18 protein-coding genes are annotated in these 20,745 nt (G+C 63.2%); 9 read left to right on the top strand and 9 right to left on the bottom strand.

The window, feature by feature from the left end; translation table 11 throughout:
- Positions 1-56: 56 nt before the first annotated feature.
- Positions 57-1,016: a glutathione S-transferase family protein gene (locus ABIB57_RS10930; protein WP_354040736.1), complete on the top strand. Its 960-nt coding sequence runs from the start codon at positions 57-59 to the stop codon at positions 1,014-1,016.
- A gap of 6 nt (positions 1,017-1,022) precedes the next feature.
- Here the strand turns inward: ABIB57_RS10930 and ABIB57_RS10925 are convergent, their stop codons facing one another.
- Positions 1,023-1,496: an NUDIX domain-containing protein gene (locus ABIB57_RS10925; protein WP_354040734.1), complete on the bottom strand. Its 474-nt coding sequence runs from the start codon at positions 1,494-1,496 to the stop codon at positions 1,023-1,025.
- A gap of 110 nt (positions 1,497-1,606) precedes the next feature.
- Between ABIB57_RS10925 and ABIB57_RS10920 the strand changes: the two genes are divergently transcribed.
- The 4 genes from ABIB57_RS10920 to ABIB57_RS10905 all read left to right on the top strand — a co-directional run bounded on the left by ABIB57_RS10920 (position 1,607) and on the right by ABIB57_RS10905 (position 5,537).
- The gene (locus tag ABIB57_RS10920; RefSeq protein WP_354040732.1) at positions 1,607-2,497 is read left to right on the top strand and encodes a metallophosphoesterase family protein; all 891 of its coding nucleotides are present in this window, start codon (positions 1,607-1,609) and stop codon (positions 2,495-2,497) included.
- 91 nt (positions 2,498-2,588) lie between these two features.
- The gene (locus tag ABIB57_RS10915; protein ID WP_354040731.1) at positions 2,589-3,917 is read left to right on the top strand and encodes a MurL-like N-terminal domain-containing; all 1,329 of its coding nucleotides are present in this window, start codon (positions 2,589-2,591) and stop codon (positions 3,915-3,917) included.
- Positions 3,907-5,208 (top strand): UDP-N-acetylmuramoyl-L-alanine--D-glutamate ligase, encoded by a 1,302-nt coding sequence (gene murD, locus ABIB57_RS10910; protein WP_354040729.1) that lies wholly within the window; start codon positions 3,907-3,909, stop codon positions 5,206-5,208. Before ABIB57_RS10915 ends, murD begins: the two co-directional genes overlap by 11 nt.
- Entirely contained in the window at positions 5,205-5,537 is a 333-nt protein-coding gene (locus tag ABIB57_RS10905) for a DMT family transporter (RefSeq protein ID WP_354041350.1), read from the top strand. The genes murD and ABIB57_RS10905 overlap by 4 nt, the downstream gene beginning before the upstream one ends.
- Here ABIB57_RS10905 and ABIB57_RS10900 read toward each other — a convergent pair.
- A complete protein-coding gene (locus ABIB57_RS10900) occupies positions 5,534-7,261 on the bottom strand; it encodes a hypothetical protein (RefSeq protein WP_354040727.1) in 1,728 nt (575 codons plus the stop codon). The genes ABIB57_RS10905 and ABIB57_RS10900 overlap by 4 nt on opposite strands.
- A 265-nt stretch (positions 7,262-7,526) precedes the next feature.
- Between ABIB57_RS10900 and ABIB57_RS10895 the strand changes: the two genes are divergently transcribed.
- On the top strand, positions 7,527-7,970 hold the full coding sequence (locus tag ABIB57_RS10895) for an ANTAR domain-containing protein (protein ID WP_354040726.1): 444 nt from the start codon (positions 7,527-7,529) through the stop codon (positions 7,968-7,970).
- A gap of 279 nt (positions 7,971-8,249) precedes the next feature.
- On the opposite strand, the gene ABIB57_RS10890 is transcribed toward ABIB57_RS10895, so the two are convergent.
- The 3 genes from ABIB57_RS10890 to ABIB57_RS10880 all read right to left on the bottom strand — a co-directional run bounded on the left by ABIB57_RS10890 (position 8,250) and on the right by ABIB57_RS10880 (position 10,637).
- Complete coding sequence (locus ABIB57_RS10890) at positions 8,250-8,741, bottom strand: MgtC/SapB family protein (protein ID WP_354040724.1); 492 nt, start codon at positions 8,739-8,741, stop codon at positions 8,250-8,252.
- A 63-nt stretch (positions 8,742-8,804) separates the two neighbouring features.
- Positions 8,805-9,590 (bottom strand): SDR family NAD(P)-dependent oxidoreductase, encoded by a 786-nt coding sequence (locus ABIB57_RS10885; protein ID WP_354040722.1) that lies wholly within the window; start codon positions 9,588-9,590, stop codon positions 8,805-8,807.
- Positions 9,591-10,637: an NAD(P)-dependent alcohol dehydrogenase gene (locus tag ABIB57_RS10880; RefSeq protein WP_354040720.1), complete on the bottom strand. Its 1,047-nt coding sequence runs from the start codon at positions 10,635-10,637 to the stop codon at positions 9,591-9,593.
- 341 nt (positions 10,638-10,978) lie between these two features.
- On the opposite strand from ABIB57_RS10880, the gene ABIB57_RS10875 reads away from it, so the two are divergent.
- Entirely contained in the window at positions 10,979-13,162 is a 2,184-nt protein-coding gene (locus ABIB57_RS10875; RefSeq protein ID WP_354040719.1) for a putative bifunctional diguanylate cyclase/phosphodiesterase, read from the top strand.
- Here ABIB57_RS10875 and ABIB57_RS10870 read toward each other — a convergent pair.
- Both ABIB57_RS10870 and ABIB57_RS10865 read right to left on the bottom strand, forming a co-directional pair.
- Positions 13,159-14,157, bottom strand: a complete 999-nt coding sequence (locus ABIB57_RS10870) for a DNA topoisomerase IB (protein WP_354040717.1) — start codon at positions 14,155-14,157, stop codon at positions 13,159-13,161. The genes ABIB57_RS10875 and ABIB57_RS10870 overlap by 4 nt on opposite strands.
- Before the next feature lie 6 nt (positions 14,158-14,163).
- Positions 14,164-14,322: a hypothetical protein gene (locus ABIB57_RS10865; protein ID WP_299732620.1), complete on the bottom strand. Its 159-nt coding sequence runs from the start codon at positions 14,320-14,322 to the stop codon at positions 14,164-14,166.
- A gap of 120 nt (positions 14,323-14,442) precedes the next feature.
- Here ABIB57_RS10865 and ade point away from each other — a divergent pair, with 120 nt between their 5' ends.
- Both ade and ABIB57_RS10855 read left to right on the top strand, forming a co-directional pair.
- Entirely contained in the window at positions 14,443-16,152 is a 1,710-nt protein-coding gene (ade, locus tag ABIB57_RS10860) for an adenine deaminase (protein ID WP_354040716.1), read from the top strand.
- A gap of 3 nt (positions 16,153-16,155) precedes the next feature.
- Entirely contained in the window at positions 16,156-17,793 is a 1,638-nt protein-coding gene (locus ABIB57_RS10855; RefSeq protein ID WP_354040715.1) for a CocE/NonD family hydrolase, read from the top strand.
- On the opposite strand, the gene ABIB57_RS10850 is transcribed toward ABIB57_RS10855, so the two are convergent.
- Both ABIB57_RS10850 and ABIB57_RS10845 read right to left on the bottom strand, forming a co-directional pair.
- Positions 17,790-18,512, bottom strand: a complete 723-nt coding sequence (locus tag ABIB57_RS10850) for a DUF930 domain-containing protein (protein ID WP_354040713.1) — start codon at positions 18,510-18,512, stop codon at positions 17,790-17,792. The genes ABIB57_RS10855 and ABIB57_RS10850 overlap by 4 nt on opposite strands.
- 40 nt (positions 18,513-18,552) lie before the next feature.
- A complete protein-coding gene (locus ABIB57_RS10845) occupies positions 18,553-20,721 on the bottom strand; it encodes a malate synthase G (RefSeq protein ID WP_354040712.1) in 2,169 nt (722 codons plus the stop codon).
- Between the last annotated feature and the right edge of the window lie 24 nt (positions 20,722-20,745).

Genomic DNA, 20,745 nt, shown 5'->3' with positions numbered 1-20,745 from the left:
ATCCGTGTCAGCAGACGCTGTAATTCGGACTATAAGACGACGAAAGGTGCCCGATCGTGGGACAATTGATTGACGGAAACTGGTCGACCGAATGGTACGACACCAAAAAGACCGGCGGAAAATTCGTGCGCGGCCAATCCGGCTACCGTAACTGGATCACCGCCGACGGTAGCGCCGGCCCCTCGGGCGAAGGCGGCTTCCCCGCTGAAGCCGGGCGTTATCATCTCTATGTCTCGCTGGCCTGCCCCTGGGCGCACCGCACGCTGATCTTGCGCAAGCTCAAGAACCTGGAAAGCCTGATCTCGGTGTCGGTCGTATCGCCCAAAATGCCCGACGAAACCGGCTGGAGCTTCAACAAGGACGAAGGCTCGACCGGCGACGCGCTGTTCGGCAAGGACACGCTGTGGCAGGTCTATACCCAGGCCGATCCGCACTATACCGGCCGCGTCACCGTGCCGGTGCTGTGGGACAAGCAGCGCGGCACCATTGTGAGCAACGAGAGCTCGGAAATCATCCGCATGTTCAATTCGGCGTTCAACGAATTGACCGGCAATACCGACGATTTCTATCCCGAAGACCTGCGCGCCACGATCGATCCGATCAATGCCCGCATCTACGACGATATCAACAACGGCGTCTACAAGGCCGGCTTCGCCACCAGCCAGGCGGCCTATGACGAAGCCGTCGCTAAGCTGTTCGATGCGCTCGATTGGGTCGAAGGCCTGCTTGGCGAGACTGCCTATTTGACCGGCGACACCATCACCGAAGCCGATTGGCGCCTGTTCACCACGCTGGTGCGGTTCGACGCGGTCTATGTCGGCCACTTCAAGTGCAACCGGCAGCGCATCGCCGACTACAAGAACATCTCGCACTATCTCAAGGCGCTCTACGAGTTGCCCGGCGTCAAGGAAACGGTCGATCTCGACCATATCCGCACGCACTACTATTGGAGCCACACCGGCATCAATCCCACCCGCATCATTCCAATCGGACCGGAACTGCCGTTCCTCTCGTAAGTTACCCTAATAGCCCCAAACGTCCCGGCGCGGAGCGTGGTCAAAGACCTCGTCGATGCGTTGGGAGGTTGCGGGGGTGATCTTTTCAGGGAGCGCGGCCTTGTCGAACCAGGCCGCCTCCGCAATCTCGCGATTGGGCCGGAACTCGAATTGTTGCTCGAATTGACGCCCCACATAGAGAGCTACGTGATCGCGATTGGTTGCGATCTTGTTGTGATAGATGCCGAACAGTTCGAGCGGCCCGCTAGCGCGATAGCCGCTTTCCTCGAGCAATTCGCGCCGGGCCGCTGCCTCGATGGTCTCGCCGGGATCGACGCCGCCGCCGGGAAACTGCCAGCCGGGCACATAGGTATGTCGGATCAACAAGACTTTATCGCCATCGATCAGCATGACCCGAGCGCCCAGCGTCATGCGATGGGCGGTCCCCTTGAGGCCCAGGAAGAGTGCGGCCCGCATGGTCTGCCAGCGATTCATCTGCATGGTCTGCTCCCGATCTCCCTCATGCCTAGCAGAGGTTTAGCTTCCACAAAATTGACGCCGGCGCGAATTGACCATTTTCTTGGCGCCAGCCTTCTGGCATTACGCCCGCAATGATCACTCTCGCCCATATTTCAGATATCCATTTGTCGCCCATGCCCGAGGTTGGTTTCCGCGACCTGCTGGGAAAGCGGCTGACCGGCTATCTCAACTGGAAAATGCGACGCAATGAAGAGCTGAACAGCGAGACGCTGGCCAGCCTCGTCGGCCACATGCAGGCGCAGAGTGTCGATTTCACTGCAGTGACCGGCGATCTGGTCAATCTGGCGCTGCGCTTCGAAATCGAGCGCGCCGGCCGCTGGCTCGAGGCGCTGGGTCCCAGCGGCAAGGTCGCCGTCTGCCCAGGCAATCACGACGCCTACGTGCCCGGCGCGCTGGAGTCGGCACAGGAAATCTGGGGCGATTACATGAAGGGCGAGACGCTGGACGCCTCGGCCTTTCCCTTCGTGCGCCGAATTGGCGACATGGCGATCGTTTCCTGCTCCAGCGCGGTTCCAACCCGGCCCTTCCTCGCCATCGGGCGGTTCGACGACCAGCAGGCCGAACGGCTGGCCCGCATCCTGACCGCGCTGGGCGAGGCGGGCATGTTCCGCGTCGTCATGATCCACCATCCCCCCAATGCGGAACTGCAGCACCCCTCCTTCGGGCTCAAGGGGCACCGGCTATTCCGCAAGGTCATCGCCGAGCATGGCGCCGAGCTGGTGCTGCATGGGCATACCCACCGCTCCTCGATCCACTCGATTCCGGGCAAGGGCCATGAAGTGCCGGTGGTCGGCGTTGCGGCGGCCAGTGCGGCCCAGGGTGGCACACTGGATGACCCGGCCCGCTACAATCTGTTCCGCATCGAAAAAGCCGGCAACGCCTGGACCTGCACCATGCGGGAATTCGGCTTCCAGCGGCTGGGCCACGATATCGTCATGCGCATGCAGATGCGGATATCCTGATCTCCGCCGCACTCCCGCTATGTTTGCAATTCCTATATAGATGACGACACCGCTGCTTCGCGGCCCCACCATTCAAGGCAGTAACCCCGGCTTGAACGCACAATTCCTCATCGAGCGCCCGCAATTCGACTCCACTACCGGGATTGCCCAATTCACCTATGGCCTGCACGACAAGCGTTTCGTCGAAGTGCTGGAGCTGCCGCACGGCGCCGACGCGACTGCAACCGAGAGCCCGGCCTTTCGTAAATTGCTCGACCTGACCGCGATCGTGCTGGGGGTCAGCTATTTCAAGCTGACCGCGCCGCTGGAAATCTGCGCCCCCAATATCCCGCTGACCGAGGCGGAGCGCGCCTTCGTCATCGATGTCTACGAAAATGGCCTGGGCGAATTTTACGCCCGCAACAACCTGATGCGGTTTGGCCGGCTCAGCGTTTCGGCCCCACAGGACACCGTGACGCTGCCGGCATTTCCCCTGCCCGACCGCGCTTTGTTGCCCATCGGCGGCGGCAAGGATTCGCTCGTCAGCGTTGATCTGTTGAGCCATGTCGGCGTCGACTTCACACCCTTCGCCGTTAATCCCAAGGGTCCGATCCTGACCTCGGTCGGCAAGATCGGCAAGCCGCCGGTCTATGTGACCCGTACGCTCGACAAGGAGATGATCCGGCTCGGCTCGGAGCCGGGTTATTACAACGGCCATGTGCCCTCGACAGCGATCAACTCGATGATCGGCTCACTCTGCGCTGTGCTGTTCGGCTACAACCGCATCGTGCTGTCCAATGAGCGCTCGGCCAGTGAGGGCAATGTGGTGTTCGATGGTCGCGAGACCAATCATCAATATTCCAAGTCGCTGAGTTTCGAGCGGTTGATTGCTGACGTGCTGGCCAATGCCACCGGTGGCACGCTGCAATATTTCTCGCTGTTGCGCCCCTACTCGGAAGCGCGGATTGCCTCGTTCTTCACCCGCGAAACCAAGTTCGACCACGTGTTTTCGAGCTGCAACCGCAATTTCCGGCTCGCTGGGCATGATGGCCCACTCTGGTGCGGCGAATGCCCGAAATGCCATTTCGTGTTCCTGATCTTCGCGCCGTTCATGGCCAAGGACCGCCTGCTGGCGATCTTTGGGCAGAACCTGTTGGAGAACCTGGCCAACGAACGCTCGTTCCGCGAGCTGTCGGGCCTGGCCGGGCAAAAGCCCTGGGAATGCGTCGGCGAAATCCTTGAAGCCGCGGCGTGCTTTTATTCGCTGACTCGCCATGCCGACTGGCATCAGGATGCGGTGGTCAAGGCGATCAAGGCGGATCTGTTTGCCCAATATGGCGAACCGGCACTGCAGGCTGCTTTGGCCGATTGCCTGATCGATAGCCACAAACACCACATTCCACCCGATCTGGCCGCCAAGGTGGCCGCCTATGCGGTTTGAAGAGCCCATCCTGCTCTATGGCGCCGGCCGCGAGGCCAAATCGACGCGCGCCTTCCTCAAGGCCCGCCAGCCGGACCTCAAGGTTTTCGTCACCGTCGATAGCGGAGAAGCCGATATCGAGGACGCCGAAGTCATTGCGCCCGAGGACCTGAAAGCAGCTCTCGCAGGGCACCGCTTTGGCCTGATCGTGAAAAGCCCGGGCGTGTCGCGCTACAAGCCAATCTTCGCGCTGGCGCAGGATGCCGGCATTCCGGTGACCTCCAACCTCAATCTATGGGGTGGCGCCTATCGGGACGGGCGCACCGTCATCGCCATCACCGGTACCAAGGGCAAGTCGACCACCGCAACGCTGGTCCATCTGATGCTGACGCGCTCCCATATCGACGCGGGTCTGGCCGGCAATGTCGGCCTCGCGCCGCTGGAAATCGCCGACCGCCATCCAGTCGTGATCTTCGAATTGTCGAGCTACCAGACCGCCGACATGAACTTCTTGCCCGATATCGCGGCGCTGACCAATCTTTACCCCGAACATGTCGATTGGCACGGCTCGGTCGAGCGCTACTACCACGACAAGCTGCATCTGATCGACCGCGACGGCAGCTTCGCGGTCGCCTTGGGCGCGGGGGCCAAGGGCAATGCCATGGTCGCCCAGGCGGTGCGCGACCATCGCCGCCTGCTGCGGGAACTCACGCGTGAGGAGTTGGCCGCCATCGACAAGGCCGCCGTCGGCTCGCGCCTCAAGGGCAGCCACAACCGCGACAATGCCCATCTTGCCGCCCAGATCGCCCTGGCGGCGGGTGCGACACTGCAGGGCGTCGTCGACGGCATCGTGGCCTTCAAGCCCCTGCCCCATCGGCTCGAAGAGCATCGCTTTGGCGGCATGATCTTCGTCAACGACTCGATCTCGACCACCCCTGAGGCCACCAAGGCCGCCCTCGCCGCCTATAAGGGCCAGCGCCTGGCGCTGATCGCCGGCGGCCACGAGCGGCAGCAGGATTATGCCGAACTGGCGACCTTGCTGACCGGTTACGGCGTCACTGTGGTGACGTGTCTGCCGGTTACGGGTGGACGCCTTGCGGATGCCACACGCAAGATCGCGCCACAGATCGTGGTGCTGGAACAGCCCGATCTCGAGACCGCCATGCACAGCCTTTGTCAGCGCCGCGACCAGTTCGATGCGGTCATCCTGTCGCCGGGCGCGCCGTCCTACAACCAGTTCAAGAACTTCGAGGAACGCGGCAAGATGTTTGTGGCTCTGGCCGAGAGCATTTTCGCGCCGGGCGCGCTCTGATGGGCGCCCTGTTCCTGACCATCGCCATTGTGGGCGAAGTGATCGCCACCTCCTTCCTGCGCGCATCGCAGGGGTTCACCCAGCTCGTCCCGACGCTGGTAGTCGTCGTGGGTTACGGCATCACCTTTTACTTCTTCTCGCTGGCACTGCAGACCATTCCGGTCGGCGTGGCCTACGCGATCTGGTCAGGCGTCGGCATCGTGCTGGTCTCGATCATCGCTTTCATCGTCTACAAGCAGATGCTCGACCTGCCCGCCCTGATCGGCATGGGACTAATCCTGGCCGGCGTGCTGGTGATCAACCTGTTCTCGCATTCGGCCATGCACTAGAACGGCGCGGTGAGCGCCCGTTGCGGCACGCCGGCCGTGGCCAGGCCATTGCCGATCTCTTCCAGCAAGGCGACATCGCCGATCCGTTCGCGCAGGCGCGGTAGGATGCCGGCGGCCCGAAACGCCGCGACTTCCAGCACTTGTGGCAAATAGCGGTTGACCACCCCCGCATTGCCGCCCGCCGATGCAGCCACCACCGCCAGCACGGAGCCCAGTTCAGGATCGGCGATGGCGTAGGTCTGGGCATTGGAAATCGCCATTGGGAAATGCTGATCGCGCAACGCCAGTAATGTGGGCACCACGAAATACCACGGCGGCGGCACTGGCGTCCCCGAAACGGCCTTGGCGGCCAGCGGCCCAGCCTCTGCCAAATTGCCCTGCAATGCCGTCAACCGGGCTGCCGCCGCCAGGGCGTCGGCATTGGCGGGATTAAGCTGGATCGAGGACGCATAGGCAGCGCCGGCGGCCTTGAACTGGCCCTGCAGTTCGAACCAGCGCCCCTGCTGCTCCCAGACAAATGCGCTCAGCGGCGCCGATGCCGTCGCCCGTTGCAGACTGGCCTGGGCGATACGCATGCGATCGGCGGGATCGAGCCCCGACGCACCGGCAGCCACCATGCCTTCCCCGGTCAGGCTGGCTTGCGCGGCGAGCGCCGAAGGCTCCTGCCGATCGGTCTCGGATAGGCCCGCATAGCAGCTCGCAGCGTTGGCGCCGCTAGTTGCGGTCCCGGTCTCGCGGTAGAGGTCGAACAGCACGTGGCACAAATAGAGCGTTGCCACGGCGCCCGCGGGCAGTCCCCCACTGAGCGCCTTGCGCGCCGCCAGATGCAGCGGACCGCGTGGACTGCCCAGCACCAGGCTCAGCGCCTGCGATATCTCGTCCAACGCTTCCGGCTGCATCGACCGCTGCTCGCTGACCGGAATCGTGCGGCTCCACACCACCGCGCCCGAGGCCGTTTCGGTCAGGATTGCGCTATATTGCACCGCCTGTTCGGCGCGGCGGACGATGCCGGTCAGCACGAAATCGCTGGGCGCGGCGGCCACCGGCACGGCCATGGATTCGCCGCCGCCGTAACGCGCATCGATGTCTTCGAAGGCATTGAGGTCCGTCACTAGTTCCAGCGCGAGGCCCGCCACGACCGGCCGGCTGCCATCGCCGGACAAGTCTTGGAACTCCATGATGGTGATGCTTGGCCCGCGCAGCGCTGCAACGCTCGAATGCCCCAGCCGGGGCTCCCAGGTGGAGAGCGCATAGGCCAGCGCCGCAATGCCCAGCGTGACGATCAACAGGCTGAACCAGGACAGCGTGATGTGCCCGCGCTCGCGCCCGGAAGGCACGGGCGGCAATGCCTCGGAGGTCTCGATCGCCGTAGCTTCGTCGATCCCGATAGACTCGAACACCGGCACATATCGCCCCACCGGCAGGGTGATCCGCACCGGATCGGCAACGCCCGCCGCGGCGTAGTATTGCTCCAGCAGGCTGCGCAACCGCCGGGCCTGGACGCGCACGATAGGGTCAACCTGCGGATCGAAATCGGCGGCACGACCGAACACATCCACGGCAATGGAATAGGCCTTGATGGCCTGCTCGTCGCCATCCAGCGTTTGCCGCACGATATAATCGAGAAACCGGCCAAGCTGCGGCGAACGGGCGATTTCAGGCCAACCCAGGACACGGTCCAGGGCGGCGAGCACGGTCTGACGATCTGGGGTGACGGCAGGCACAGCGGACCTCCTACCCCATTACTGCCGCTTTACATGTAAAACGCAAGCCGAGTTACCTGCGAGTAACCTTACTTTCCCTAGCCACAACGATCGATGCGGATCATAGGCCGGGTGTCGCTGCACTTGATGCGACATAGAATTTCTGCGGCTAGGCCCCGCTGAAATCCCGTTTAGACCCAATCCGGCCAGCACTCTCCGCATGAGCGGGGGGTGATTTTGCCTTTGTCATGCCAACCTCGCCAGATGCGGCGGCACGAGGATTTGAATGAACACGGTTGTGGATAACACGCCCTATTTTGCGCTCGTCGATGACGATGCGCATTCAGCGCACCTGCTGACCCGGATGCTGCTGGCCCACGGCGCGCCCAGAATCGTTACCTTCACCGACGCTGCCGATGCCGCGTCCCGGCTGTTCCCGTCGCTGGCCAGCGCCGACGCCTGCCCGACCTTGGTGATCGTGGACCTCAAGGCCCATAGCGCCGCCAACCTTGAATTCGTCGCCGTGCTGGCCACTGTAGCCGGCAAGCTCGACATTCCCGTCGCCGTCATGGCGCAACGGCCGGACCGGCAGCATACCGCTGACCTGCACGACGCAGGCGTCACCGCGGTTTTCACCCGCCACGCCGAACGCGACGCCTATCGGCGCGAAGCGGCCAATATCGTCAGTTTCTGGGCGCGCAGTCAGCGCCTTGATGCGGTTGGCATGTAGTCCCTGCGTCCACAGGTTACATGCCTCGGTGGAGAGCGATGCTGCAAGACCGGGTTTCGGCCCGGGCGTGCATTCCCAAGTATCCTCTCCGCCACTCCTTCCTCGCTGATCCGCCCACCGGATCGCGAGCTGTAGCGGCCTCCCAAGGGGCCGCTCACGGGAGCGCGGCGCGACTCCTCCCGGTCGCGTCCGCACGAGGGGAGAAGTGAAATCGGCAGCGCGCTAGCCCTCAGCGCCGATGCCGGGAATTTTCACTTCTCCCCGTGACCCTTCAGGGTCTTATTTCTTTGGCTTGTCGGGTTCGCTCGAGATAACGCCATGCGCCAGGACGCGCAGCGTCGCCAGCACCAATACGGCAAACAGCGCCACCCCAAACGCCACGACGTAATAGCCGAGCGCAGTGGCAATCCCGACCGCACCGGCCAACCACATCCCCGCTCCCGTGGTCAGGCCCTGCACGCTGCCGCCACTGCGGAAGATGGCGCCCGCCCCGAGAAACGCGATACCGGCGGTCACCGCCTCGACAGCACGAATCGGATCGGCCGGCGTTTCGCTGCCTTCCAGGGTGTGAAAAATCTCGAACGCCAGGATGGTGAACAGCGCCCCCGCAACGGAGATCAGGATATGCGTCCGCAGACCGGCGCCGCCGGTGTTGAGCTCGCGTTCGAAGCCGATCATGGCGCCAAAAATGGCCGCCATGAACAGCCTTATGGCGATGATATGCTGGGGTAGATACGTCGCGACCAAACCGAATTCATTGCCGACATCCATTGCCACTATCCTCGTGCTGACGCTTCGAGCGTCAACACGATTTGCCGGGCAAGGTTCCGGCGATCAGACGGTCTTGAGCCAACCGCCATCGACGAAATAAGTGCTGCCAGTCGAGTAGCTGGCCTTGTCGGAGCAGAGGAACACGAAGAAATTCGCCAACTCCTCCGGCGAGCCGAACCGCTTCATGCCGCCCGCTTCGTCGGCCACGCCTTGCAGATGGGCCTCAAAACCGTCCTCACCGGCGATCTGCTTGGCGGTCTTGACCCAGTCAGGGGTGCGGATCAGGCCCGGATTGATGGTGTTGACACGGATATTGTCGCCCACTACCTCGTTGGCCAAGGTCTTGGAAAACATCATCAAGGCGGCCTTTGTGGTGTTGTAGATCGGCTCGTACCACAGCGGCTGCACGGCGCAGATGGAGGCATTGTGGATCACCGATCCACCGCCACGCTGCTTCATCATCGGCACCACGCCCCGTGCCAGCCGCACCGCGGCCATCACATGCAGATCCCAATAATACTGCCACTTGGCGTCGTCGGCATCCTGGATCGTCTCGTTGGAGCCGGTACCCGCATTGTTGATCAGGATATCGGCGCCGCCGAATGCCTTCTTGGTGCCGGCGATCACCGCCCCGCAGCCTTCAGCCGTCGCCACATCGGCACCAATCGCCGTGGCGATAATGCCGTAGGCGCTGGCCACCCGCGCCGCCTCGTCATCGGCCCGTGTCTTGTCACGGCCGACCAGTACGAGGTTGACGCCCTCGGCGGCCAGCCCTTCGGCAACCGCCAGCCCGATACCCACAGTGCCGCCCGTAATGATTGCGACCTTGTCGCGCAAACCCAGATCCATTTACTTCGCTACCTTGATTTGCAGTTTCACGTCGGTCGGCCGCGCTTCCACGGCCCGGTCGAAGGCGGCAATCGAATCCTCGAAATCGAAAGTCGCCGAAATCAGCGGCTTCAAATCCACCCGGCCCGAGGCAAACAGCGCGATTGCGCGGTCATATTGATGGGCGTAGCGGAACACGTTCTCGATCCGCAATTCCTTGGTGGACGCAGCCGCGATATCGACAGCCACCGGATCGACCGGCAGGCCGACCACCACGATGGTGCCGCCTGGCCGTGGCAGATCCATGATGGTCTTCCACGCATGGGGCGAGCCCGAGCACTCGAACACCACATCGGCGCCCCAGCCCTCGGTCAGCCGACGAACCTCCTCGACGATGTTCTTGTCGCGGATATTGACCGGAATGACGCCTTGATAACGCGCCGCAATATCGAGCTTGGGCTGCGCCAGATCGGCGACAATCACCCGCGCACAGCCGCCGGCCAGCGCCGCAATCGCCACCATGGTGCCGATCGGCCCGGCGCCGAGCACCACGGCGGTATCGCCGGGCGTGATCCTGGCCTTGGTGGCCGCCTGCATGCCCACGGCGAATGGCTCGACCATCGCGCCTTCGGCAAAGCTCACATTGTCGGGCAGCCTGAAGGTGTAATTGGCCGGATGCACCACTTCGGGCGTCAGCACACCATGGATCGGTGGCGTCGCCCAGAAGCTCACCGCAGGATCGATATTGTACATGCCCAGCCGGCTGGCCCGCGAATTGGGATCGGGAATACCCGGCTCCATGCAGACGCGATCACCGACCTTGAGATGGGTCACGCCCGAACCGACTTCGACAATCGTGCCCGCCGCTTCGTGTCCCAGCACCATGGGCGCATTGACGACGAACGGCCCGATCTTGCCATGGGTATAGTAATGCACATCGGAACCGCAGACGCCGACGGTGTGGATGGTGATCTTGACCATGCCCGGCCCGACCTCCATCGGCAGCTCGATATCGCGCATGGCCAGCTCGTGCTGGCGTTCAAGGACAAGGGCGCGCACTTTGGTCATGGGGATCATCCGTAAATTCTGGCAGGGTTGGCATCGTGACAGGATCTTGTATCCCACCCCACCATTGCCGCGAAGCCGGGAATCTCCGTTCTGGTACCCACTCTTCCGACGATCAAGGTTCGCCACATCCCCCGCGCCGTGAGCGGGGCCGCAATATCGTCGCTGGCCCATTCATCAAGGAAAATGCCTGACGACAGCGCTTTATCTCCAAAATCCCCGGCTTGGTAACCAGTCTGCAAGTGTGCCGGCGTTAGGGCTTGTGCCTAAGGGCTCACACTGGCTGCTTGATGTTCTCCCAACCGACGACGGCGCATTGCTGGCAGTTCTCTACAAGCGTGCTGTTGCCCGTCATCTTGACGATGGTGGTGACGGCCGCGGCGGTGCTGGGATTCACTCTGTGGTCGACCGCCAATATCGATGAGCGCGCCGTGGAGCGGCAAACCAGGATGGTGGCGCATGTGCTCGCGGCCCAGCGCGACCAGGTCAGCCACGACCAGGAAAGCGTCGCCGTCTGGGACGATGCCCTGTTTGCCACCAAGCTGTCGCCCGATCTGGACTGGGTCGATACCAATCTTGGTATCTGGATGCATGATTTCTTCGGTCACAGCCGCTCGGTCGTGCTCGATGGCGGCAATCAGCCCATCTATGTCATGGAAAACGGCGCCGCCGCGCCGGTCGACCATTATGGTCAGGTCGCCGCCGCCGTCGGCCCGCTCGTCATGCGTATCCGGCAATTGATCGCGGCGGGCGGCATGACCCAGTATAATCTGGGCCGGAAAACGGTTCCGCCCGCGGTCGTCGAATTCGCCGTTGTCGACAATATGCCGGCCATCGTCAGCATCATGCCGATCGTTTCCGACACACGGGATCTGGTGCAGGAGCCAGGCAGCGAACCCCTGCTGGCCGATATCCTGTTTCTCGACGGCGCCTTTGCCGAGCGCCTGACTGACCAATATCTGTTCGAAAATGCCCGCTTTTCGCTGACCGACAGCGGCGATCCGGGCAAGGCCGTATACCCTTTGCTCAACAGCGCAGGACGGTTCATCGCCTTTTTCGAGTGGACGCGAGACCGGCCGGGCCAGACCTTGCTGCGTCACACCGCGCCGGCCTTCGCTCTGGCTTTCCTCATCGCCGTCATCGTGGTGTTCCTGCTGCTGCGCCAATTGCGACGCTCATCATCTGCACTTGAGGCGGGCCGCATCCACGCCGAATATCAGGCGGCCCATGACCGGCTGACCGGCCTGCCCAACCGCAGCAGTTTCGACGTGCGGCTGGCACAGACCCTGACGGAACGGCAGACCGCGGGGGCCTATTTGAGCCTGCTGATGCTCGATCTCGACCGTTTCAAGCAGATCAACGACACGCTGGGGCATCAGGCCGGGGACGAGCTGATCCGCACGGTTGGCCAGCGGCTGCGCGCCACCGTGGGCGACGACATGCTGATCGCCCGACTTGGAGGCGACGAGTTCGGCATTCTGGCGGTATCGCGCGAGCGGCAGATCAATGCCATCGCGCTCTCCAACCGCATTATCGACGCTATCGGCCAAGCCTTCGAGCTCAATCATTTCAAGGCTTTCGTCGGCGTCAGTATCGGCATCGTGCACGCGACCGGTGGCAGCGCAGAACCGCACGAGCTGATCCGCAAGGCCGATATCGCGCTCTATGAGGCCAAGTCCGCCGGCCGCAACCGTGCCGTCGTCTACCAGGAGCACATGAACGAGCTGCTGCAGTTGCAGCACACCATCGAGGCCGAACTGCGCGACGCGCTCAAGCAGACAGATCAGCTTTCGGTCGTATTCCAGCCCCTGGTCGACCAGCAGAACCGCAAGGTCACCGGCGCCGAAGCCCTGGCCCGCTGGAACCATCCCAAATACGGCCAGATTTCTCCAGCTCGCTTCATCCCCGTTGCTGAAAACACCGGCCTGATCGAGGTACTGGGCGAATTCGTGCTGCGCCGCGCCTGTGAGCTGGGCGCCAAGGCACCGGGGCGCGACATCGCCGTCAACATCTCGCCGACCCAGTTGCGCAATCCCAAATTCGCCATGCTGGTCTTCGACATCCTGCGCCAGACGGGCATGCGACCGACTGACCTGGAACTGGAAATCACCGAGAGCATCCTGCTCGACGACGAACATATCTCCGCCCAGAATTTGCAGACGCTGCGCGCCTCGGGCATCCATATTGCGCTCGACGATTTTGGCACCGGCTATTCGTCGCTGAGCTATCTCAAGCGTTATCCGGTGGATCGCATCAAGATCGATCGGTCCTTCGTCAATCAATTGGCGCCCGGCCACGTCTCGGTGGCGATTGCCCAGGCCATCGTCACCCTGGCCCATGCCATGGACATCAGCGTCACGGCGGAGGGCGTGGAAACCGCCGAGCAGGCCGATATGCTTGGCATAATGGGCTGCAACACGCTGCAGGGTTTTCTGTTCTCGGCGGCGGTACTGCCGACAAAAATCGAGGAAATCTTCGCAGACCCCGCCAATGCGCTCGACCGCAAGGGCCGCACCAAAGCTGCCTAGGCCATTGCCGCCAGCACACTCTGCAGCCGCTGTTCGCGCTGCCGCAGGCCGGTCTTGCCCCGCCCGGCCGCCTCCCAGAGGGATTGCAGCTTGCCCTCGTCGAAGAGCTTGAACAGGCACGGTGCGATATAGGATTTGCGGCAGATGGTTGGCGTGTTGCGCAGCACGTCCGCAACCTCCCGCGTCACCTGCGCCATCTGTCGGCGGCGGGCCGATATCGAGGTCCCCGTCTCCAGTCGGGCCAAGGCCTCGCCCGCCATCGCGCTGGCATGCAGGGTGCGGAAATCCTTGGCAGAGATATCGACGCCCGCCAATTCGCGCAGATATTCGTTGATCGTACTGGTCCGGATCGGGCGAACTTTGCCATCGGCATCGCGATAGACGAGCAGCCGCTTGCCGCTCAAGGTCTTGATCCGATTGACGGCATCAGCCAGCACCGCATCGGTAACGCAGTAGTCTGCGCGCTTGCCGCCCTTGGCGTCAAAGCCCAGGCAGACTTCGTCGCCATTGATCCGCACATCGCGCGCAAACAGCGTCCCCGCGCCGCGCGTGCCGCTGGTGGCGAGATATTTCTCGCGCCCGACCCGCATGGCGGTACGGTCGATCAGGTCGACCGCAATGGCCAGAGCCAATGCCTTGGAGCCGGTTTCCGCGCCGAGATCAGCCTGCACCTTGCGCCGCAGCCGCGGCAATGCCGAAGTCAGCAAGCCGAGCCGCGCCTGCTTCTTGCCAGTGCGCTTAGCCTCCCAATCGGGGTGATAGATATATTGCGCCCTGCCGGCTTCATCGGTGCCCAGCGCCTGGATATGGGCGCGCGGGTGCACCGCGATATGGACCTTGTCCCAGGCCGGAGGAATTCCGAGTGAGCGAATGCGCGCCTTGTTCTCGGCGTCGGCAATGACCGCGCCGTCTGCCCCAACATAGGAGAACCCCTTGCCCTTGCGCCGCCGCGAGATCGTCAGATCGTCGCGCCCCACTTTGACCAGCCGGACCATGGCGGCCTACGTCGGGTTCGGCTGGGTACCGGTGTAGATGGCATACACAATGCCAAGCAGCACGACGGCCCCGACCAGCGAGAACACCAGCACCCGCAAATTCATCTTGCGCGGGCTGGCCTGACGTACGTCTGTCGTATTCTTGTGCGGATCGTAGGTTTCCATGCCGGGCTCCCGTATTGAACGTGCGTCCTCAACGTGTGCCAAGCCGTCGCGGTTCCAGCTAAGGGCTTGACGGCAAAGGTGGGCGGGTCGACGGTCAAGCACGCAACACGAAGGCCATTCATGACCACTTCCGCCGCACTCACCCGCATGATTATGGCCGGCCAAGGCAAGGCCGAGGCGGATCTGGTGATCAAGAACGTGCGTTTGCTCGATGTCATCACGGGGGCAGTGACCACGACGGACATCGCCATTGTCGATGACCGCATCGTCGGCACGCATGCCGAGTATCACGGCAAGGTGACCATCGACGGCGCCGGTCGCTTCGCCGTGCCGGGCTTCATCGACACGCATCTGCATATCGAATCCTCGCTCGTCACGCCCTATGAGTTCGACCGCTGCGTGCTGCCGCATGGCGTCACCACTGCGATCTGCGACCCGCATGAAATCGCCAATGTGCTGGGCGCCGAGGGCATTCGCTATTTCCTCGACTGCGCCGAGCAGACGGTGATGGATGTGCGCGTGAACCTATCCTCCTGCGTACCGGCCACCGCTTTCGAGACTTCCGGCGCGGCGCTGGAAATTGCCGATCTGGAGCCGTTCCGCGCTCACCCCAAGGTGATCGGGCTCGCGGAAATGATGAACTTCCCCGGCGTGCTGAGCGCCGATCCGGGCATCATCGCCAAGCTGGTGGCGTTTCAGGACGGCCATATCGATGGCCATGCGCCGCTGCTGCTGGGCCAGGCGCTGAACGGTTATCTCGCGGCCGCCATCCGCACCGATCACGAGGCGACGACCGCCGCCGAAGCGCGCGAAAAGCTTGCCAAGGGCATGGCCATCCTGATCCGCGAGGGCTCGGTCTCCAAGGACCTCGCCGCACTGGCCGAAATCCTTGACGAAAACACCTCAAGCTTCGTTGCCCTCTGCACCGATGACCGCAACCCGCTCGATATCGCCGAGGAAGGCCATCTCGATAGCTCGATCCGCCGCCTCATCGCCATGGGACGGCCGCTGCATCACGTTTATCGTGCGGCCTCCCACTCGGCCGCCCGCATTTTCGGCCTGCGCGATCGCGGCCTCGTCGCTCCTGGATGGCGCGCCGATATCGCGCTGCTCGATAGCCTTGAAGATTGCCGCGTTTCCGAGGTGATCGCCGCCGGTCGGCTGGTTCGGCCCGAACTGTTTGCTGCCCGCCTCCCCGTCGCACCAGTCGGCCTGTCGTCGATGAAGGCAACGCCGGTCACGCCCGAGACCTTCGTCACGCCGGCCAAGCCTGGCCAGAACCGCACCACCGTGATCGGGGTCAAGCCCGGCCTGATCCTGACCTTCCGCGAAAGCGCGACCCTTGCCGTGACCGAGCAGGGCCTGCAACCAGATCTCGCCGCCGACGTCATCAAGGTGGCGGTGATCGAGCGCCATGGCCGCAACGGCAATGTTGGGCGCAGCTTCGTCACCGGCTTCGGGCTCAAGCGCGGCGCCATCGCCTCCAGCGTCGGCCATGATAGCCACAATATCACCGTGGTCGGCGCCAGTGACGACGATATGGCGTTGGCGGTGAACCGCCTGATCGAACTGGGCGGTGGCTTCGCCGTCGCCGAGGAGGGCAAGATCACCGCCGAACTGGCGCTGCCGCTGGCAGGGCTGATGAGTCTCGAACCCTTCGAGACCGTGTCCCACGCACTTCATCTGTTGCGCGACGCGGCCAAATCGCTGGGCTGCGTCTTGCCCGAACCTTTCCTGCAGGTGGCGTTCCTCGCCCTACCCGTCATCCCGCATCTCAAGATGACCGATCGCGGGCTGTTCGATGTCGACAAGTTCGACTTCGTGGATTGATCCATGAGCCTGCAAAGCCTTTATCTGGCCTATATCGACAACCTGCCGCCCCGCCTCAACGGGGTGCAGAAGAACCGCAATATCGCGTTGACCATGGACGACGGCATCATCCTGATGACCGATCATTTCGCCCCGCGTACCAAGGACAAGCACCCGACAATCCTGATGCGCCTGCCCTATGGCCGCAGGGGTTTTGGCGGCATTGCCGAGGCCTATGCCGAGCGCGGCTTCAACGTGGTGCTACAGGCCTGCCGCGGCACCGAAAAGTCCGGCGGCGAGTTCGATCCGCTGGTCAACGAGCGCGCCGACGGGTTGGCGACGCTGGAATGGATCAAGGCGCAGCCTTGGTATGACGGCCGCCTGGGCCTGTCCGGCCCCAGCTATCTGGGTTACGCGCAATGGGCCATTTGCGACGCCCTGCCCCCGATTGCCGCCATGGCCACCAAGGTCACCAGCGCCGATTTCCGATCGGTGGTGTTCCCGGCGGGCGCCTTCCACCTCGGGCTCTGGCTCTCGTGGTTGCAAGTAATCGACGGCCTGCGCGAGCGGCCGCTCAAGATGGCCGCCACCATGTTTTCCGGGGGCGTCGAGCGCACGACCGCCAGGGCATCAATGGTGCTGCCGCTGGTTGAGGCTGATATTGCGGCGGTCGGCAAGGTCGTGCCGTTCTGGCGTCGCTGGTTCAAGGAATCCATCGGCAATGATGTGTTCTGGGAGGCGATCGACCATCGCCACCGCCTGACCGCCAGCACGCCACCGGTGCATTTCATGTCCGGCTGGTATGATTTCATGGTCGACCAGTTGCTGTCCGACTATCAGCGCCTCGTCGACGTCGGCCATCAGCCGTACCTCACAGTGGGTACGTGGACCCACATCTCCGACGAGTTGCAGCGAGACAACCTGCGCGAAACCCTGCTGTGGATGCGCGCCAAATTGCTCGGCGACAGTGCCGAACTCCGCGAAAAGCCGGTGCGCATTCACATTTCGGGTCTGGATGAATGGCGCGACTATGATGCCTTCCCGCCTGGGCCGGCGACGCCGCAAACTTGGCACCTGCATCCCGGCGGCGTCCTGGCGATATCTGCGGCAGCGGCGAGCGAACCCGACCGTTACGTCTACGACCCCGCCGATCCGACGCCCAATATCGGCGGCGCCATGTTTGCCTTCACCGGCGCCGGTCCCGTCGACAATGCCAGCCGCGAAAGCCGGGCGGATGTGCTCAGCTACACGTCGGAGCCACTCGACGCGCCGGTGACGATTATCGGCCAAACCAGCGTCACGCTCTACGCGCGCGCCAGCGTGCCCAACGTGGATTTTTTCCTCCGGCTCTGCGACGTGTCGTCGGACGGCGTTTCGACCAATATCTGCGATGGCCTGATCCGCGTGACCCCGACAACGCCCGTCGAGGCCGATGGCACCTGGCGGCTGGACTTCACGCTGCACGCCACCGCCCACACCTTCCTCGCCGGTCATCGCCTGCGCCTGCAAGTCTCATCGGGCGCGCATCCGCGCTATGCTCGCAATCTGGGAACCAACGAGCCAGTCGGCACGGCGACGACGCTGGTCGCCAATGATATCGAGATTTTTCACGATCCCCAGCACCAGACGGCAATCGCGCTGCCGGGCTTCAGCGTCGGCTAGTCCATGTCCTGATCGTCAGCCGTCAAATCGTGGCCTTCCCATTCGCTTTTGGGAATCGGCTCCCCAATTGCAAACGAGAAGTCGGTGACCGATTTCAGATCGGCGGCAACCGCGCAGCGGAACTTGAAGCCATACCACTGCTTTTGGCTGCGGAATGCACCGCCATCCGCGGTGACGCCGTCCGAGGTGACATCCATATCGGCCATCGCATAGGCGACCAGAATATCCGGATCCAGCCTGGGATCGGCGGCATGTATCTGCGCCAGCGCCTCGATATTGCACAGCTGGACTTTCCGCTCGTCCCCGCCCAGCAGCGGCAGCGTCTCGCGGACTTCCCTGCTCGCCGGCTCCGCCAGAACGCTGGCACCGAGCAACTGGGTTGGATGCACCATGCCCGAGGGCGCGACGCTGGTGGGCTGCGCCGGAGGTTGAGGCGTCACTGGCAACGCCTCGGGCGGCGGTTGTGCCACGCTTGCCCTGCTGACCGGAGCGGTCACGATTGCGGGTATTGCGGTGGCCGCCGCATATTGCGCCGCGGTGACGAGATCGATCGCAATGCTGTGCTCGGGCGGCGCGTCGGGCAACGCCCTAGCCTGATGCAACACCAAGGCCAGCAAAATGGCATGCAGCAACGCCGAGGCGACCAACTCCGTCCCGGCGGGCAGGCGCCCGTCGAACCTGGGTAGCGGTAGTTTCATCTCGGCAATGCGCGCAGCCATGCCGCATCGATAGTCCCGGTTGCAGCGCTTTTATGGCAGCTCAGCTCCGCGCCGCTTCACGAGCCTTCACCATGCGGCGGCGTTCATGCAGGATCGGCTCGGTATAGCCGGCCGGCTGGTCGGCCCCGCGCAGCGCGAGATCTAGGGCGGCGTTGAAGGCCACCGACTGGAAATTCTCCGCCATCGAGCGATAGAGCGGATCGCCGGCATTCTGCGCGTCGACCACCGAAGCCATCCGCTCGAAGGTGGCGATCACCTCGTCCTTGCTGACCAGGCCATGGCGCAACCAGTTGGCCACCGCCTGCGAGGAAATCCGGCAGGTGGCGCGATCTTCCATCAGCCCGACATCGTTGATATCCGGCACCTTGGAGCAGCCGATACCCTGCTGCACCCAGCGCACCACATAGCCCAGAATACCCTGGGCATTGTTTTCCAGCTCACGGGTGATTTCATCGCGGCTGAGCGAAAACGGCACCTGGATCGGCATCGAGAACAGCTCGGCCAGGACCGGGGTCGCCTCGTTATGGCGGCGCTGCTGGGCCTCGAACACATCGACCTGATGATAGTGCAGCGCATGCAGGGTCGCGGCAGTTGGGGACGGCACCCAGGCGGTGTTGGCGCCGGCATTGGGATGACCAATCTTGGCGCTCATCATTGCGGCCATGTCATCCGGCCGCGCCCACATGCCCTTGCCGATCTGCGCCCGACCCGACAGGCCGCAGGCCAGTCCGATCAAGACGTTGCGGTCTTCATAGGCCTGGATCCAGCGCTCGGACTTGATCTCGTCCTTGCGCAGCACCGGGCCGGCTTCCATCGAGGTATGGATTTCGTCGCCGGTACGGTCGAGAAAACCGGTATTGATGAAGAACACCCGCTCGCGCGCCGCATGGATGGCGGCCTTGAGGTTGGCCGAGGTGCGGCGTTCCTCGTCCATGATGCCGATCTTGACGGTGAGTGGCTTCAGCCCCAGCATCTTTTCGACCGAGGCGAATATCGCGCAGGCGAAGGCGACTTCCTCGGGGCCGTGCATCTTCGGCTTGACGATATAGACCGCGCCGGTGCGGCTGTTGAGCTTGTCGTGCATGGCGCAGAGCACCGTGACGGCCGCATCCATCAGCCCTTCGCCGATCGGCTTGCCGGCCGCATCGCGCACCGCGTCCGTGGTCATCAAATGCCCAACATTGCGCACCAGCAGCAGGGAACGGCCCTTGAGCACCAGTGGCTTGCCGTCGACGTCCTTGTAGGTCCGGTCGGCCTTGAGCGTGCGGGTGACGGTCTTGCCACTTTTTTCGAAAGTGTCCGCCAGCGTGCCGTTCATCAGGCCCAGCCAGTTGCGGTAGACACCGACCTTATCCTCGGCATCGACGGCGGCGACGGAGTCTTCGCAATCCTGGATCGTGGTCAGTGCGGCTTCGACGATGACATCGCTGAGGCCCGCCTTGTGCATGGCGCCGATGGCGCTAGATGGATCGATCACCAGAACCACATGCAAGCCATGGTGGCGGAGGACAATTTCGCCCTTGTCCTCCGTGCCGCCATAGCCGGCGAAGGCCTCCGCGTCCTTAAGCCGCGTGCGGCCTGCGCTCGTGTCGACCACGAAGTGGCGCCGCTCGCCGTCTTTCTCGACATGATAGAAGGTGACATCGCGATGACTGCCGGTTTCCAGCGGAAACGCTGCATCGAGGAATTCCGCGGCCTTGGCGACCACAGCCTGCCCGCGGGCTGCATTGAAGCCCTTGCCGACCGCCAGATCGCCTTCGCGGCTGATCACGTCGGTGCCGTAGAAGGCATCGTAGAGGCTACCCCAGCGAGCATTGGCAGCGTTTAGCGCGTAGCGAGCATTGTTGACCGGCACCACCAGTTGGGGGCCGCACAGCGCAGTGATTTCCGCATCCAGCCCGGTGGTCTCGATGACAAAATCCGCTGGTTCAGCAACCAGATAGCCAATGTCGCGGAGGAAGAATTCATAGCCCTGAGGGTTATTGACGACCGGACCGTAGCGGCGGTGCCAATCGTCGATCTTGCCCTGGAGGTCGTCGCGCTTGGCCAATAAGGCCGCATTGGTTGGGCCGTGCTCGGCCACCAGGGCCGCAAAGCCGTCCCAGAACTGTTCGGCCGTTACCGGCAGGCCAGGGAGCGCTTCCTTTTCGACGAAATCGACCAATAGCGGGTGCACCGACAGGCCGGCTTTCATCAGGTAATCGCTCATTGCTGCTTCCTTTTTGTGCGGACT

Origin of the sequence: Devosia sp. UYZn731, from assembly GCF_040546795.1 — a bacterium.
GTDB lineage: Bacteria > Pseudomonadota > Alphaproteobacteria > Rhizobiales > Devosiaceae > Devosia.
The sequence above is the reverse complement of the archived record's forward strand: the minus strand, read 5'-3'. Positions and strand labels throughout refer to the sequence as shown.